The sequence below is a fragment of the Aquabacterium commune genome (genome assembly GCF_004362855.1).
In the GTDB taxonomy this organism is placed as follows: Bacteria; Pseudomonadota; Gammaproteobacteria; order Burkholderiales; family Burkholderiaceae_C; genus Aquabacterium; species Aquabacterium commune.
The window spans coordinates 252197-267629 of sequence record NZ_SNXW01000003.1 but is presented as its reverse complement, the minus strand read 5'-3'; the positions used below and the strand labels follow the sequence as shown (position 1 = coordinate 267629).

The 15433-nt window shown below is 67.1% G+C and carries 14 protein-coding genes; 12 read left to right on the top strand and 2 right to left on the bottom strand.

The annotated features are described in order from the left end of the window. Positions 1-9: 9 nt before the first annotated feature. Positions 10-618 (top strand): D-glycero-beta-D-manno-heptose 1,7-bisphosphate 7-phosphatase, encoded by a 609-nt coding sequence (gene gmhB / locus EV672_RS07400; RefSeq protein WP_133607820.1) that lies wholly within the window; start codon positions 10-12, stop codon positions 616-618. Then, positions 615-1544 carry a M48 family metallopeptidase gene (locus EV672_RS07395; RefSeq protein WP_243738572.1) on the top strand — a complete coding sequence of 310 codons (930 nt, stop codon included), beginning with the start codon at positions 615-617 and terminating at the stop codon, positions 1542-1544. The genes gmhB and EV672_RS07395 overlap by 4 nt, the downstream gene beginning before the upstream one ends. Here EV672_RS07395 and EV672_RS07390 read toward each other — a convergent pair. Continuing rightward, positions 1531-2634, bottom strand: coding sequence for an MBL fold metallo-hydrolase (locus EV672_RS07390; protein ID WP_133607818.1), 1104 nt, complete (start codon positions 2632-2634; stop codon positions 1531-1533). The genes EV672_RS07395 and EV672_RS07390 overlap by 14 nt on opposite strands. A gap of 66 nt (positions 2635-2700) precedes the next feature. On the opposite strand from EV672_RS07390, the gene can reads away from it, so the two are divergent. Together can and aceK are read left to right on the top strand one after the other, a co-directional pair. Beyond that, positions 2701-3390, top strand: coding sequence for a carbonate dehydratase (can, locus tag EV672_RS07385; protein ID WP_133607816.1), 690 nt, complete (start codon positions 2701-2703; stop codon positions 3388-3390). Between the two features lie 2 nt (positions 3391-3392). After that, complete coding sequence (gene aceK / locus EV672_RS07380) at positions 3393-5288, top strand: bifunctional isocitrate dehydrogenase kinase/phosphatase (protein ID WP_208110736.1); 1896 nt, start codon at positions 3393-3395, stop codon at positions 5286-5288. Positions 5289-5325: 37 nt separating this feature from the next. On the opposite strand, the gene EV672_RS07375 is transcribed toward aceK, so the two are convergent. Beyond that, a complete protein-coding gene (locus EV672_RS07375) occupies positions 5326-6126 on the bottom strand; it encodes an outer membrane protein assembly factor BamD (RefSeq protein WP_133608200.1) in 801 nt (266 codons plus the stop codon). A gap of 223 nt (positions 6127-6349) precedes the next feature. On the opposite strand from EV672_RS07375, the gene EV672_RS07370 reads away from it, so the two are divergent. The 8 genes from EV672_RS07370 to ispG all read left to right on the top strand — a co-directional run bounded on the left by EV672_RS07370 (position 6350) and on the right by ispG (position 15383). Continuing rightward, positions 6350-7408, top strand: coding sequence for an RluA family pseudouridine synthase (locus tag EV672_RS07370; protein ID WP_133607812.1), 1059 nt, complete (start codon positions 6350-6352; stop codon positions 7406-7408). A 246-nt stretch (positions 7409-7654) separates the two neighbouring features. Next, the gene (gene scpB, locus EV672_RS07365) at positions 7655-8335 is read left to right on the top strand and encodes an SMC-Scp complex subunit ScpB (RefSeq protein WP_133607810.1); all 681 of its coding nucleotides are present in this window, start codon (positions 7655-7657) and stop codon (positions 8333-8335) included. After that, positions 8332-10470 carry a 23S rRNA pseudouridine(2605) synthase RluB gene (gene rluB / locus EV672_RS07360; RefSeq protein ID WP_133607808.1) on the top strand — a complete coding sequence of 713 codons (2139 nt, stop codon included), beginning with the start codon at positions 8332-8334 and terminating at the stop codon, positions 10468-10470. Before scpB ends, rluB begins: the two co-directional genes overlap by 4 nt. A 74-nt stretch (positions 10471-10544) precedes the next feature. Further along, the gene (ndk, locus tag EV672_RS07355) at positions 10545-10970 is read left to right on the top strand and encodes a nucleoside-diphosphate kinase (protein WP_133607806.1); all 426 of its coding nucleotides are present in this window, start codon (positions 10545-10547) and stop codon (positions 10968-10970) included. A gap of 36 nt (positions 10971-11006) precedes the next feature. Beyond that, positions 11007-12140, top strand: a complete 1134-nt coding sequence (gene rlmN, locus EV672_RS07350; protein WP_133607804.1) for a dual-specificity RNA methyltransferase RlmN — start codon at positions 11007-11009, stop codon at positions 12138-12140. Between the two features lie 63 nt (positions 12141-12203). Further along, positions 12204-13082 carry a type IV pilus biogenesis/stability protein PilW gene (pilW, locus tag EV672_RS07345; RefSeq protein ID WP_243738571.1) on the top strand — a complete coding sequence of 293 codons (879 nt, stop codon included), beginning with the start codon at positions 12204-12206 and terminating at the stop codon, positions 13080-13082. Further along, the gene (locus EV672_RS07340; RefSeq protein WP_133607802.1) at positions 13075-14106 is read left to right on the top strand and encodes a helix-turn-helix domain-containing protein; all 1032 of its coding nucleotides are present in this window, start codon (positions 13075-13077) and stop codon (positions 14104-14106) included. Before pilW ends, EV672_RS07340 begins: the two co-directional genes overlap by 8 nt. Continuing rightward, positions 14103-15383, top strand: a complete 1281-nt coding sequence (gene ispG / locus EV672_RS07335) for a flavodoxin-dependent (E)-4-hydroxy-3-methylbut-2-enyl-diphosphate synthase (RefSeq protein WP_133607800.1) — start codon at positions 14103-14105, stop codon at positions 15381-15383. The genes EV672_RS07340 and ispG overlap by 4 nt, the downstream gene beginning before the upstream one ends. Positions 15384-15433: the final 50 nt, after the last annotated feature.

Genomic DNA, 15433 nt, shown 5'->3' with positions numbered 1-15433 from the left:
GGAGAGGCGATGAAGCTCGTCATCCTCGACCGCGACGGCACCATCAACCACGAACGCGAGGACTACATCAAGTCCAGCGACGAGTGGGTGCCGCTGCCCGGGGCGCTGGAGGCCATCGCCCGGCTCAACCATGCCGGCTGGCACGTGGTGGTGGCGACCAACCAATCGGGCATCGGCCGTGGCCTGTTCGACATGGTCGCGCTCAATGCCATGCACGCCAAGATGAACCAGATGCTGTCGCGCGTGGGCGGCCGCATCGAGGCGGTGTTCTTCTGCCCGCACACGCCCGAGGACAACTGCACCTGTCGCAAACCGCTGCCGGGCCTGTTCCAGACGATCGGCCAGCGCTTCGGCTGCAGCCTGGAGGGCGTGCCGATGGTGGGCGACCTGCCGCGCGATGTGCTGGCCGCGCAATCGGTGGGTTGTGAGCCCCATCTGGTGCGCACCGGCCAGGCCGCGACGATGACCGAGGCCGAGTTGCTCGATTTGCGCCAGCGCGTGCCCGACCTGACCATCCACCCCGACCTGTCGGCCTTCGCCGATTTCATCGTGCTGCGCGAGCGCCGCAGCCATGGCGAAGACGAGCCCGTGGCCACCCACATGGGAGAGCTGGGTTGAGCCTGCCGCCCGCCGATCAGCTCAGCCTGTGGACCGACGAGGGGCAAGCCTCGGCCGGTGCGCGCGAAGGGGGGCTTGGCGGGGCGGCTGTGGTGCCGTCCGCCGGGAACCTGGCGGCCTCACAGTTGGCCGAAGCCCGCACCACGGTGCCCGAGGCGGCTTTGCTGGGCAGCATGCCGGTGTTCCGCCACCCGCGTGCGGAACGTGAAATCCGCCTGGGCAAGGCGCTGGTGGGCTACGAGTGCAAGCGCGTGCGCCGCCGCAGCATCGGCATGGTGGTCAGCGACGAGGGTTTGTCGGTGCGCGCGCCGACGTGGGTGTCCTGGTCGGACATCGAGATCGCCCTGCGCGCCAAGGAACGCTGGATCTGCGCCAAGCTGCTGGACCAGCGCGAGCGCGCCCGCAAGCGGGTCTCGGCCCAGATCGACTGGCGCGCTGGGTGCCAGTTCCCCTACCTGGGCGAGCCGGTCACCGTCGTGCTCGACCCCATGGTCTCCGGCGCCCGCTTCCAGCCCGCCTCGCTGGACGCCGCACCCTGCCGCCACACGCTGCGCCTGGGCCTGCCGCACCAGGCCGACCCTGACCAGATTCGCGATGCAGTCCAGGCCTGGGTGCAACGCGAGGCCCGCGATCTGTTCGCCCAGCGTGTGCAGCACTTCGCCGTGCAACTGGGCGTGCAGGTCACGCGCATCGCGCTGTCATCGGCGCGCACCCGATGGGGCAGTGCCAGCGCCGACGGTTCCATCCGCCTGCACTGGCGCCTCATGCACTTCAGCCACAGCGTCATCGACTACGTGGTGGCGCACGAACTGGCCCACCTGCGCGAGATGAACCACAGCCCGCGCTTTTGGGACGTGGTCCGCTCGGTCATGCCCGAGTTCGATGCCGCGCGCGATCAGCTGCGCCGCGTCGTCATCCCGGACTGAAGCGCCAGACGCCTTCTCCGTCTATCTCCCGTTTCAGCGCGCCCTGGTGCCACAGGTGGTTCAGGTGCGCCACCGACTCGCCCATCGCGAACGTCGTCTGGTGCAGGTCGAGCTGGCGTTTGAAGAGCACGGGCAGCATCTCGGCAGCCGATGACGGCTTGGCTGCGCACGCGGCCAGCACCTCGTCGAGGCGCTCGGCATGGTGGTCGTGCAGCTGCTGGATGCGGGTGTGGATGCCGGTGAAGGGCAGGCCGTGCGAGGGCAGGGCGAGCGTGTCATCGGGCAGGGCGCGCATGCGGTCCAGCGAGGCCAGGAACAAGCCCAGTGCGTCGGCCTCGGGTTCGAGGTCCAGCACGCTGACGTTGGTCGAGATCTTGGGCAGCAGCATGTCGCCCGAAATCAGCAGGCCATCGCGTTCGTTGAACAGGGCGATGTGCTCGGGGCTGTGGCCGTGGCCCGCCATGCATTGCCAGTCGCGCTCCCCAATGTGCACCGTCATGCCGTCCATCAGGCGGCGGTAGGCGTGCGGCACCTCGGGCACCAGCGAGGAAAAATAGCCGGTGCGCGCGCGGATCTTGGCCACGTCATCGGGCTGACGCAGGCCGTGGCTCATGAAGAACGCCGCTGCGCGTTCGCCACCAAAGCCGGTGGTGGACTGGCAGGCCAGTTGCGCCGCGAAGTGGTCGGTGGCGCTCATCCACAGGCGGGCGGGCTGCTGGGGTGCGCTGAAATGGTCGATCAGCCACTGGGCATTGCCCACGTGGTCCGGGTGCATGTGCGTGACCAGCATGCGCGACAGCGGGCGCTCCGCCAGTGGGCCCGCGAACAGCGTTTGCCAGGCCGAGCGGATGGTCTCCGTTGCCACACCAGCGTCCACGATCGTCCAGGTGGGCTGCGTGCCCGCGCCGTCCGCATCGTGGTCGTCCAGCACCCACAGGTTGATGTGGTTGAGCGCGAAGGGCATGGGCATGCGCACCCAGTGCAGGCCGCGGCGCAGGTCCAGGCGCTCGCCGGTGGCAGGCATGGCCTCGCCCCAGGGGTAGGTGATGGCGGGCGGCGCGGCCGTGACGGTGGGGGCGAGCTGGGTCATGCCGACCATTGTGCCTGCGGGATGAATCTGCGGCCGCAGCCTCCAGCCTTGTCTACACTGGAGGGCATGACGACCCTATCCCACCTCTTCGACAGCAACCGTGCCTGGGCGCGCGACATCGAGCAACGCACTCCGGGGTTTTTCACCCGCCTGCAAAAGCAGCAGACCCCAGACTACCTCTGGATCGGTTGCAGCGACAGCCGCGTGCCGGCCAATGAAATCTGCGGGGTCCTGCCCGGCGAGATGTTCGTGCACCGCAACGTGGCGAACGTCGTCGTCCACACCGACCTGAATTGCCTGTCGGTGATGGAATTCGCCATCGATTCGCTCAAGGTCAAACACATCATGGTGGTGGGACACTATGGCTGCAGCGGGGTGCATGCCGCGATGAACGACGTGCGCATCGGCTTGGCCGACAACTGGCTGCGCCACGTCAAGGATGTGCGCAACCAGCACCGCGACTGGCTCCAGACCCTGCCCGATGGGCCCGTGCGCCACGATGCCTTGTGCGAGCTCAATGTGCTGGTTCAGTGCAGCCATGTGTGCGAAACAACGGTGGTGCACGATGCCTGGACGCGCGGCCAGGAGGTGGTGGTGCACGGCTGGGTGTACGGCCTCAACAACGGCCTCATCAAGGACTTGAAGATGTCCGTGTCGTCCTTGCAGGAAGTGCAAACCGCTTTCGAGCAGGCGCTGAGCGAGCTGAAGCAGCGCTATGCCCCCCATGTCCAGACCCACACCGAGCCCACCCCATGACGATGTTCCCCCAGCAGCTCACCGACCCCCGGGTGTTCGACATCGCGCGCGCCCTGCTCGATGGCTTTGACCGCCACTACAAAATCTTCTCGGAGACCAGCGCGGACGCCAAAAAGCGCTTCGAGAAGGCGGATTGGCACGGCCAGCAACTGGCGCAGCGGGTCCGCATCGAGTTCTACGACCTGCGCGTGGACGAGGCGGTAGAGCGGCTGGAACACGACCACGAAGCCAGTTCCCTGCCGATGGAGGTCTGGCACCAGATCAAGCTGTTTTACATCGGCCTGCTGACGGGTCACAAACAGCCGGAGCTGGCAGAGACCTTCTTCAACTCGGTCACCATCAAGATCCTGCACCGCAAGTACTACCGCAACGACTTCATCTTCGTGCGTCCGGCGGTGTCCACCGAGTACATCGACGACGAGGACGAGGCCACCGGCGCCACCTTCCGCGCCTACTACCCGGTGCGCGAGAACCTGCGCGAGATGCTCAAGGCGGTGGTGCAAGGCTACGAGCTCCAGCAGCCTTTCGACGACCTGGACCGCGACATCGACTTCGTCTATGAGGCGTTGCTGGAGCAGGTCGGCAACGTGCGCCTGCGCACCAATTTCCAGATCCAGGTGCTGTCGTCCCTGTTCTTCCGCAACAAGGGGGCCTACATCGTTGGCAAGGTGATCAATGGCTTCCGCAGCCTGCCGTTCGCCATCCCCATCCTGCACAACTCCAAGAACCGGCTCTACATCGACGCGGCCCTGTTCGGCGAAGACGACCTGCTGGCCCTGTTCAGTTTCGCGCGCGCTTACTTCATGGTGGACATGCGCGTGCCATCGGCCTACGTGCAGTTCCTGCGCACGCTGATGCCACGCAAGCCGCGGGGCGAAATCTACAGCGCCATCGGCCTGCAGAAGCACGGCAAGAACCTGTTCTACCGCGACTTCCTCTTTCACCTGCGCCATTCCAGCGACAAGTTCCGCATCGCACCGGGCATCAAGGGCATGGTCATGCTGGTGTTCGACCTGCCGTCCTACCCCTTCGTGTTCAAGGTCATCAAGGACTACTTCCCGCCGCAAAAGGAAACCACGCGCGAGATGATCATGGGCAAGTACCAGCTCGTGAAGCAGCACGACCGCGTCGGCCGCATGGCCGACTCGCTGGAGTTCACCAACGTCGCGTTCCCGCGTCACCGCTTTGACGAAGAGCTGATCGCCGAGCTGAAGAAGTTCGCCCCCAGCGTGATGGAAGAGGACGACGAGGACCCCAGCGTGCTCATCCTCAAGCACCTCTACATCGAGCGCCGCATGGTGCCGCTCAACATCTACATCCAGGAGGCGCAGGGCGAGTCGCTGGAGCACGCCGTCATCGAGTACGGCAATGCCTTGAAGGATCTGGTGGCTGCCAACATCTTCCCCGGCGACATGCTGTGGAAGAACTTCGGCGTGACGCGCAACGGCAAGGTCGTGTTCTACGACTACGATGAAATCGAATACATCACCGACTGCAATTTCCGCAAGGTGCCCGAGCCGCGCAACGAGGAAGAGGAAATGTCAGGCGAGGTCTGGTACACCGTGGGCAAGCACGATGTCTTCCCCGAGACCTTCGGGCCCTTCCTGCTGGGCGACCCGCGCGTGCGCGCCATTTTCATGCAGCACCACGCCGACCTGCTGGAGCCCGAGTACTGGCAGCAGCACAAGGAGCGCATCAAGGCGGGCTATGTGCACGACGTTTTCCCCTACGACCGGGGACGCCGCTTCGTGCACAAAATCCAACCTGGCACCGCGCTGGCATCGCCCGACGATGCGCCGGTGGAGGAGCCTGTGGACATCCAGCCCCTGGGCCCGGCCGTCCACGATCAGGGGGTGCTGTCTGGCTTCAGCACCGGCTCTGCGGGCAGCGGAGACTGAGCCCCTGGCCCCTGAGCCCGACTGAGCCCTGGCAGGGTCACCAGAACTGGTACCAGGGCTTCTTGGCGGGCACCGTGCCGCGGGCCGCCACGCTGCCATCAAGGAAGCGGCTGTTGGGAAAGCTTTGCTTGAGGATGCGCAGTGCGTCGTCCCGCAAAGGCTCCAGCCCCAGCTTGTCGTAGCTTTGGGCCAGGATGTAGAGGCCTTCCTCGATGGCCGGTGACTGGCGGTACTCCGTCACGGCGGCCTGTGCGCGGTTGGCTGCGGCCACATAGGCGCCACGTCGCAGGTAGTAACGCGCCACATGCACTTCGCCTGCAGCCAGCGAATTGACGATGTGGTTCATGCGCAGGCGCGCGTCTTCGGCGTACTTCGAGGTGGGAAAGCGGTCCACCACCTGCTTGAAGGACTCGTAGGCATCGCGCGAAGCCTGTTGGTCACGCTCGGAGAGGTCCTGGTTGGCCACGCGGCCGAACAAGCCCAGGTTCTCGTTGAAGTTGATCAGCCCTTGCAGGTAATAGACATAGTCCATCGCGGGGCTGGTCGGGTGCAGGCGGATGAAGCGGTCCAGCTTGGCCAGCGCCTGGGCTTTTTCACCGGTGCGGAAGTACGCGTAGGCCAAGTCAATCTGGGCTTGCTGCGACAGCAAGGTGCCGGAGGCGCGCGCTTCGACCTTCTCCAGCTTCTTCAATGCCGACTCGTAATTGCCTTCGGCCGCGTCGTCCTTGGCGTCTGCGTACAATTTGTCCGGCGGGGTGGTGGCGAACTCGTCTTTGGGCGTGGAGCCGCAAGCCGTCAGCGCGACGCTCAGGAACAGGGCCAGCCAGCCAGCATGCATGCCGGACCGCGAGCCACGGAAGGTGGTCTTCACAAATTTCACGTTGGATTGGGGCGGTCAGGCCGCGGAGGATTCCGCATGCCGCGCCGCCTGCAGCGTCAGAGCCCACAGTATAGAAGCGAGATCGTCCGATTCGATGCCCCCACGCCAGCCAGCCCCATCCGTTCGCCCGTCTCCCCGTCGTGGCGTTGCATCCGTGTCGCCAGAGCAGTTGCTGGCAGACATGCCCGAAGCTTCCCTGGAGGAGGGCGCAGAAGACCTGAGCGAAGATTTCGCCGATGACATCGGTGCCGAGCCCGCCGCCGCAGCGCCTGCCGAGGAGCGCGTGGCATCGCTGACCGTGCCGGCCTCGTCGCATGGCCAGCGGCTGGACGCCTTCCTGGGTGCGCAGATCACGGCGTTCTCGCGCAACCACCTCAAGTCATTGATCGAGGATGGCTGTGTGACCGTCGATGGGCAAGCCCTCACGACACCCTCGCGCAAGGTGGCGCAGGGGCAGCGCCTGGTGGTGCGCTTGCGGCCCACCGCGCAGAGCCTGGCCTTCGTCGCCGAGCCCATGGACCTGGCGATCGTGTTCGAAGATGCGCACCTGATGGTGATCAACAAGCCCGCTGGCATGGTCGTGCACCCGGCGGCCGGCAACTGGCAGGGCACCTTGATGAACGGGTTGCTGGCCCACCATGCGGGCGCGGTGGATCTGCCGCGCGCCGGCATCGTGCACCGGCTGGACAAGGACACCAGCGGCCTGATGGTGGTGGGCAAGACGCTGGAGGCTGTCACGGCCTTGAGCCGCGCCATCGCCGCACGCGAGGTCAGCCGCCAGTACCTGGCCCTGGCGCACGGCACGGTGGACGAGGCCTTCTCGGTGATGTCGTCCATCGGGCGCGACCCCGTCACCCGCGTCAAGATGGCCGTGGTGCCTGCGGGCAAGGCCGCCCGCACCGATGTGCAGCGCCTGCTGTGTGGGCAGTGGCAAGACCCTGCCGCCGATTTGCCGCCACGGGCCTACAGCGGCGTGCTGTGCACCCTGCACACCGGCCGCACCCACCAGATCCGTGTGCACCTGAGCAGCCGCAAACACCCGCTGGTGGCCGATGCGCTCTACGGCGGCACGCTGGCCTTGGGCATGCGTCGCCAGGCCCTGCACGCCGCAAAGCTGTCTTTCAAGCACCCCATCACGGGCGAGGCGCTGGCTTTCGAGGCCCCGTTGCCCGACGACATGGCGCAAGCCTGGGCGGCCCTGGCGTCTGCTGCCACAGCAGATTCACAATCTGGTGTATAGTCAGTTCGTGATTTGGCATCGAGCCCCGGGCGTGAACCCACGCCCCACCGGCCGGCCGTGAAGAAGATGGCGTGGAACGCCGTCTGAATGTCGCCTCCCTTGTGGGGCCCCTCCACACAGTCCAGTTTGAACGCCCGTTGGCTGCCTCGCGGTTGAGCACAACGTCGGTGCGCCCGCACAGCGTGTTGCTGTGCCGCGCTGTGGTTTTTGCCGACCGGTGCTGCCGCCCCGCTCACGATCGACGCGATGGAAGTCCTCCAATCCCAGGATGCCGAACGCATCCTCGAAGCCGCCTTGTTGTGCGCGCCTCACCCCATGCCGGTGCGAGAGATGCGTGCCCTGTTCGACGACACCGTCTCGGCCGACACGGTGCGCGGCATGCTCGCGCGCATTCAGGCGCAATGGCAAGGCAAGGGCGTGATGCTGTGCGAAGTGGCTTCGGGCTGGCGCTTCCAGACCCGGGCGGACGTGCAAGTCCACCTGGGCCGGCTCCACCCGGAAAAGCCGCCCAAGTATTCCCGCGCCACGATGGAGACGCTGGCCATCATTGCCTACAAGCAGCCCGTCACGCGGGGTGACATCGAAGACATCCGCGGCGTGACCGTGAGCGCCAACATCGTCAAGCAGCTCGAAGACCGCGGCTGGGTCGAGGTGATCGGCCACCGCGACGCGCCAGGCCGTCCCGCCTTGTTCGCCACCACCCGCCAGTTCCTCGACGACCTCGGGCTGGCCTCCTTGTCTCAGCTGCCCACGCTGGAAGGCTTGCCTGTGGGGCAGGCCCTCTTGCCCGGGCTTGAAGATGAGCTGGCAGCCGATGCCGCCCTGGGCGCCGCCGCGGCCGATGAAGCCCACGAATCGTCAGCCCCCGACGCCCCCGACGCCCGTAACGCACTCCACGCACCCGATTCCGCACCACACGCCCCATGACCACCGACTCCGCGCCCATGCAAGATCCTCAGGACAACCAGCCCCCCGTTGAGGCCGCCACCGAAGCGGCGGTCAAGCCCAAGCGCACGCGCCGCCCCAAGGCGGTCGATGTGAGCGAGGCCTCCAGCGCGCCAGAGGCGACCGAGGCCGTTGTGCCGGCAGCGGCTGCCGAGGCTGTAGCGCCCGTCGCGGCCAAGCGGGCGCCGCGTCGCCGCAAGACCGTGGAAGAGGCGCCCGCGCCGCAAGCGGCTGAGGTGACGGAGGTGGTGGCGGCGGCGGTGGCGGTGGCGGTCGAGCTTGCCGCTCCCGCCGCTGCGGACGAGGTCGATGCACCGGTGGCTGCTGCCCCGAAGCGCGCGCCGCGTCGCAAGCCCGCGGCTGTGGCTCAGACAGAAGCCGTTGCGCCCGCAGCGATGGGCGAGGCCAACGTGGTGGCCGATGCTGCTGTGACCGCTGTGGCGCCCAAGGCATCCGCAGGCCGGGCTGCACCGGTCGCGGAAGACGGCGATCTGTCGGAGGCATCGGCCAGCGAGGGCGCTCCGGGTGCCCAGTCGCCGGGCGAGGATCCCACCGAGTTCCGTGGCGCCCGCCGCGCCGCGATGGCCCAGCAGCAAGCTGCCGAGGTCTTCGCGGAGCTGTTGTCGGGTGATTTCGACAAGGCCCACGAAGAAGAATCCGAAGATGCGGCGAGCGCGGAGCCTGCCGGTCCCTACAAGCGCGTCCTGCGCCCAGAGCCCGATGCGCCCAAGCTGCAAAAGGTGCTGGCACAGGCAGGCGTCGGTTCGCGCCGCGACATCGAGCAGATGATCGAAGAAGGCCGCATCGAGGTGAACGACCAGGTGGCCCACATCGGCCAGCGCATCTCGCACGGTGACCGCGTCAAGGTCGCCGGCAAGCCGATCCGGATCCGCATCGCGCCGCCTGCCGCGCGCATCCTGGCCTACCACAAGCCTGTGGGCGAGGTCGTCACCCATGACGACCCGCAAGGCCGGCCCACCGTGTTTCGCCGCCTGCCGCGTTTGCAGAATGGCAAGTGGATGTCGGTGGGTCGCCTCGATCTGAACACCGAAGGCCTGCTGCTGTTCACCAACTCCGGCGAACTGGCCAACCAGCTCATGCACCCGCGCTTTGGCGTGGAGCGCGAGTACGCTGTGCGCGTGCTGGGCAGCCTGGACGAGCCGTCGCGCGAGCGCCTGCTGGCCGGCGTGGACATCGAAGGCCAAGCCGCCTCGTTCGTGTCCATCAGCAATGGCCTGGGCGAGGGTGTGAACCAGTGGTACCGCGTGGTCATCACCGAAGGCCGCAACCGCGAAGTGCGCAAGCTGTTCGACGCCGTGGGCCTGACCGTCAACCGCCTGATCCGCGTGCGCTATGGCGCCATCGTGCTGCCGCGCGGCCTGCGCCGTGGCGTGTGGGCCGAGCTGGGCGAGTCCGACGTCCGCGCCGTGAAGTCGCTGGCTGGCATGGACCGCCAGGAAGCCGACCAGCAGCAGGGTCGCGGCAAGGGCGGCAAGCCGCAGCCTCAGCGCGGTCAGCAGGCCGAAGGTCAGCGAGGTGGCGGCCAACAAGGTGGCCAGCAGGGTGGTCAGCGCGCAGGGCAGGGCCCCAACGGGCAACAGCCCGGTCAGCGTGGCCAGCAAGGTCAGCGCGGCCAAGGCCAGCAAGGGCGTGACGGGCGCGATGGTCGTGACGGACGTGGTGGCCAGGGTGGTCGTCCGCAGCAGGGTGGCGGCCAGTTCGGCCAGGGCGGCCAGCGCGGCCAAGGCCCGCGTGGCCAGGGCCAGCAGGGCAACCATGAGCGCGCCCAGATGTCGAGCCAGGCGCCTCAGGGTGCCCGCGATGCGGACGACGATTTCGATCACATCGGCCCCATCCCCAACCCGCTGGAGCAGACCTTCGACAAGCGCTTCGTCAAGGGCTCCAAGCGCATCACCTCCGGTTTCGGTCGTCCCGACCAGGACCATGGCCGTGACGGCGGCGCCAAGGCCAAGGGCCCCAAACAACCTGACCCCTTGCAGACCGCGGTGGGCTACATCGGCGCCGATGCCTACTTTGGCGGCGGACGCTCTGGCGGCAACCGCCGTGGTGGCAGTGGCGGCGGCGGAGGTGGCGGCGGTGGTCGTGGTCGCCGTTGAGCGACAGGCACTTGCCACATTCGAACGATACAATCCCAGGTTTTGTCCATTTCGCTGATTCAGGAGATCCATTCATGACCGTCGAACGCACCCTCTCGATCATCAAGCCCGACGCCGTTGCCAAGAACGTCATCGGCCAAATCGTCGCCCGCTTTGAAGGCGCTGGCCTGAAGGTCGCCGCTGCCAAGCTGGTGCAACTGTCGCGCGCCGAAGCCGAGCAGTTCTACGCTGTGCACGCCGCCCGTCCTTTCTTCAAGGACCTGGTTGACTTCATGGTCTCCGGCCCCGTGTTCATCCAGGTGCTCGAAGGCGAAGGCGCCATCGCCAAGAACCGTGACCTGATGGGCGCCACCGACCCCAAGAAGGCCGCTGCAGGCACCATCCGCGCCGACTTCGCCGAGTCGATCGACGCCAACGCCGTGCACGGCTCTGACGCTCCTGAGACCGCCGCCGTGGAAATCGCTTTCTTCTTCCCCGGCCTGAACGTTTACAGCCGCTGATCGGCTGCTGCCTGCTGCCGTCTGGCCTGAAATCCCATGAGCGCTCTTGTCAATCTGCTGGATTTCGACCTCGACGGCTTGGCGGCCTACTGCGAGCAACTGGGTGAAAAGCGCTTCCGCGCCACCCAGCTGTTCCGCTGGATCCATCAAAAAGGCGCGTCTGATTTCGATCAGATGACCGACCTGGCCAAGTCCCTGCGCAGCAAGCTGCAAGGCGTGGCCCACATCCAGCCGCTGAGCATCATCAGCGAGCATGTGTCTGCCGACGGCACCATCAAGTGGCTGTTCGATGTCGGACAGGGCAATGCCGTCGAAACCGTTTTCATCCCTGAGGATGACCGTGGCACGCTGTGCGTGTCCTCGCAAGCGGGTTGTGCCGTGGGCTGCCGCTTCTGCTCGACCGGGCACCAGGGCTTCAGCCGCAACCTGAGCACAGGCGAAATCACCGCGCAGCTCTGGCATGCCGAGCACGCCTTGCGCAAGCGCCAGAACACCTCTGAGCGGGTCATCAGCAACGTGGTGATGATGGGCATGGGCGAGCCGCTGCAGAACTACGGCGCCCTGGTGCCGGCCCTGCGCACCATGCTCGACGACCACGGCTATGGCCTGTCGCGCCGCCGCGTGACGGTGTCCACCTCGGGTGTCGTGCCCATGATCGAGCGCCTGCAGCAGGATTGTCCTGTGGCGCTGGCCGTGTCGCTGCACGCCCCGAACGACGCACTGCGCGACCAGCTCGTGCCGCTGAACCGCAAATACCCCATCGACGAGTTGCTGAGCGCTTGTCAGGCGTACCTGCAGGCCGCACCGCGCGACTTCATCACGTTCGAGTACTGCATGCTCGATGGCGTCAATGACACCGACGAGCACGCCCATCAGCTGATTGCCTTGGTGCGCAACCGCATCCATTGCAAATTCAACCTGATCCCCTTCAATCCTTTCCCGGCCTCGGGGCTGCACCGTTCTCAGAACGAGCGCGTGCAGGCCTTTGCGCGCATCCTGGCCGATGCCGGCATCGTCACCACCGTGCGCAAGACGCGGGGTGATGACATTGATGCCGCTTGCGGTCAGCTTGCTGGCGAGGTGCAGGACCGCACCCGGGCCGACGAGCGCATGTTGCGCCAGCCCATCGTCATCCACGCGGTGAGCAGCCAGAAGACGCATGGGCATTGAGTGCCCGGCATCGGCGGGCGCCTCAAGCCCCTACACTCTGTGCCCGAACAAGGAGATAGCTGCATGAGGATGCGATCCGTGATCCGCCTGGCCGGGCGTCGCCACCTGTGGGGTGGGGCGCGTGGCTGTGCCGCGGCCGTGCTGGGCCTGTCTGTGCTGCTGGCCGGCTGTGCAGGCCTGCCCTCGGCGCAGCAGCGTGCACAAGCAGGCAACGCTGCAGATGCCCGCGCCGACATCGTCACGGCCTCGGACGAGGGCGATGTGCGTCGCCGCGCCCGCATCCGCCTGGAGTTGGCGACGACCTATTACGCCCAAGGGCAGTACAACACCGCGCTGGACGAGCTCAAGCAGGCCGTGTCCATCGACCCCAGCCTGCCCGCGGCGCACGAGATGCGCGGCCTGATCTACGACGCCATGGGCGACACCGATCGCGCCGATGCGAGCTTCCGCCAGGCCCTGTCGCTGGACACGGCGAACGTCAGCGTGCTGCACAACCATGCCTGGTCGCTGTGCCGCCGCGGACAGTACGCCGAGGCGGACGCCTTGTTCGCCCGCGCCGTGACGCTGCCGCCGTCGCAGGCCATCCCGGTGTCAAAGACCCACCTGGCCCGGGGCGTTTGTCAGGTGCGCGCCGGCCTGTACGCCGAGGGTGAGAAGTCGCTGGTCAAGGCCTATGAAATCGACCCCGCCAGCCCGGCCACCGGCTACAACCTGGCCTCGGTGCTGATGCGCAGGGGTGAGCTGGAACGTGCGCGTTTTTACGTGCGCCGCATCAACAACACGCCCGATCAAACGACCGCCGAATCCCTCTGGCTGGCGATCCGCATCGAGCACCGCCTTGGCAACTTCTCGGGCCGCGACGAGCTGGCCGCGCAGTTGCGCAGGCGCTTCATTGGCAGCCGCGAGGCCACTGCACTGGAACTGGGTCGCTACGATGAGTGACACGCCACCGATCCAACTCAACACGCCCGATGCGGGCAACCGTGGCGCGGGCGAGATGCTGCGCCTGGCGCGCGAGGCCCAGGGCTTGAGCCTGGACGCCCTGGCCATGGTGCTCAAGGTGACGCCTGCCAAGCTGGCGGCGCTGGAGGAAGGGCGCCTGGACCAACTGCCCGACGCCAACTTCGCGCGCGCCCTGGCGCAGACCGTGTGCCGCTACCTCAAGGTGGATGGGGCACCGGTGCTGGCGGCCTTGCCCGCGGCGCGCCCTGCGCCTCTGGGCAGCGACAAGCCGCCGCTCAACCAGCCCTTCAAGGAGACCCGGCTGGCGCCGCACATGTTCGACCGCGACGGCGGCATGGACCTGTCGGCCGTGCTCAGCCTCAAGTGGCTGGCGCCGCTGGCCTTGCTGCTGGCCGCCGCGGTGGTCTATTTCCTGCCCGAATCCGTGACTTTGCCAGGGTGGATGCAGCGCGCAGGTGCCTTGAGCGCGGCCGATGCGGCGTCTGCGGCTTCCTCGGTCGATGCCGCAGCCTCCGAGCCCGAAGCGGCGGTGGGCGTCGCGCTGGGCGAGGCCTCGGTGGCGCAGGCCGCCTCGGAGCCCTTGTTCGGTGCTTCGGGTGCCTTGGGCATCCCGGATGCTGCGGCCCAGGCGCCATCGGCGTCGGCTGTGCCATCGCAGCCTGTGGTGTCAGCCGTCGCGGCCTCGCAAGCCGCACCAGCACCAGCACCAGCACCAGCACCAGCACCACAGCCGGCGGTCACTGGCGCATCGTTGGCCGACCCAGCCTCTGGCGCGGTCGTGCTGCGTGCGACCGAAGACGCTTGGATGGAAGTGACCGATGGCACAGGCACCAAGCGCCTGTCCCGCCTGGTCAAGGCCGGAGAGACGCTGTCCATGGGCGGCGTGCCGCCATGGAATCTGCGCATCGGCAACGTGAACGGTGTGCAGGTCACGCTGCGTGGGCAGCCCGTGGACCTCACCCCCTACAACCGCAACAACATCGCACGCCTGGAGCTGAAATGACGCTGGCGAACTGCACCTTCATCCCGCCTGCCCAGCCTGCCGCCCGCCGTTCGCGCCAGGCCCGTGTGGTCTGGGGTTCTCGCGTGGTGACGATCGGTGGCGACGCCCCAGTGCGCGTGCAGTCCATGACCAACACCGACACGGTGGACGTCATCGGCACGGCCATCCAGGTCAAGGAGCTGGCGCTGGCCGGCTCCGAGATGGTGCGCATCACCGTCAACACGCCCGAGGCGGCCGAGGCCGTGCCGCACATCCGCGAGCAGCTCGACCGCATGGGCATCGACGTGCCGCTGGTGGGTGACTTCCACTACAACGGCCACCGCCTGCTGACCGAGCACCCGGCCTGCGCCGAAGCGCTGTCCAAGTACCGCATCAACCCCGGCAACGTCGGCAAGGGCGACAAGAAGGACCGCCAGTTCGCACAGATGATCGAAGCCGCCATGCGCTTCGACAAGCCCGTGCGCATCGGCGTGAACTGGGGCAGCCTCGACCAGGACCTGCTCGCCTCGATGATGGACGAAAACGCCCGCAGTGCCGCCCCCTGGGACGCCCAGCAGGTGATGTACCAGGCCCTCATCAGCTCGGCCCTGCAGTCGGCCGCGTTCGCGCGCGAGCTGGGCATGGCACCTGAGCAGATCATCTTGTCGTGCAAGGTCAGCGGCGTGCAGGACCTCATCAGCGTTTACCGCGGCCTGGCTGCGCGTTGCGACCATCCGCTGCACCTGGGCCTGACCGAAGCCGGCATGGGCACCAAGGGCACGGTGGCTTCGGCCGCCGCCCTGTCCATCCTGCTGCAAGAAGGCATTGGCGACACCATCCGCGTCTCGCTCACGCCCCAGCCGGGCGAAGCCCGCACGCAGGAAGTCGTGGTGGCGCTGGAGATCCTGCAGGCGCTGGGCTTGCGCCATTTCGTGCCCAGCGTCACCGCCTGCCCGGGCTGTGGCCGCACCACCAGCACCACCTTCCAGGAGCTGGCCAAGCAGATTGACGATCACCTGCGCGCGCAGATGCCCGTCTGGCGCGAACAGTACCCGGGCGTTGAGAACATGAAGGTGGCCGTGATGGGCTGCATCGTCAACGGTCCGGGCGAGAGCAAGCACGCCGACATCGGCATCAGCCTGCCGGGCAATGGCGAGGCGCCAGCAGCGCCTGTGTTCATCGATGGCGAAAAAGCCCTGACCCTGCGTGGCGAGCGCATCGCCGAAGAGTTCCAGCAGCTGGTGCAGGACTACATCGAACGCCGTTATGGCGCGGCCGCGGCGGCGTCTGGCGTCTGAGCCATCCGACGCGCGCGCTCGCCAGCATCCTCCACAAGAACAACATTTTC

Coding starts and splice junctions, on each gene's coding strand:
- rluB (WP_133607808.1), top strand. CDS start 8,332: ATGACCACCGACTCCGCGCCCATGCAAGATCCTCAGGACAACCAGCCC.
- gmhB (WP_133607820.1), top strand. CDS start 10: ATGAAGCTCGTCATCCTCGACCGCGACGGCACCATCAACCACGAACGC.
- rlmN (WP_133607804.1), top strand. CDS start 11,007: ATGAGCGCTCTTGTCAATCTGCTGGATTTCGACCTCGACGGCTTGGCG.
- EV672_RS07375 (WP_133608200.1), bottom strand. CDS start 6,126: ATGCATGCTGGCTGGCTGGCCCTGTTCCTGAGCGTCGCGCTGACGGCT.
- pilW (WP_243738571.1), top strand. CDS start 12,204: ATGAGGATGCGATCCGTGATCCGCCTGGCCGGGCGTCGCCACCTGTGG.
- aceK (WP_208110736.1), top strand. CDS start 3,393: ATGTTCCCCCAGCAGCTCACCGACCCCCGGGTGTTCGACATCGCGCGC.
- EV672_RS07340 (WP_133607802.1), top strand. CDS start 13,075: ATGAGTGACACGCCACCGATCCAACTCAACACGCCCGATGCGGGCAAC.
- scpB (WP_133607810.1), top strand. CDS start 7,655: ATGGAAGTCCTCCAATCCCAGGATGCCGAACGCATCCTCGAAGCCGCC.
- EV672_RS07390 (WP_133607818.1), bottom strand. CDS start 2,634: ATGACCCAGCTCGCCCCCACCGTCACGGCCGCGCCGCCCGCCATCACC.
- ispG (WP_133607800.1), top strand. CDS start 14,103: ATGACGCTGGCGAACTGCACCTTCATCCCGCCTGCCCAGCCTGCCGCC.
- EV672_RS07370 (WP_133607812.1), top strand. CDS start 6,350: ATGCCCGAAGCTTCCCTGGAGGAGGGCGCAGAAGACCTGAGCGAAGAT.
- can (WP_133607816.1), top strand. CDS start 2,701: ATGACGACCCTATCCCACCTCTTCGACAGCAACCGTGCCTGGGCGCGC.
- ndk (WP_133607806.1), top strand. CDS start 10,545: ATGACCGTCGAACGCACCCTCTCGATCATCAAGCCCGACGCCGTTGCC.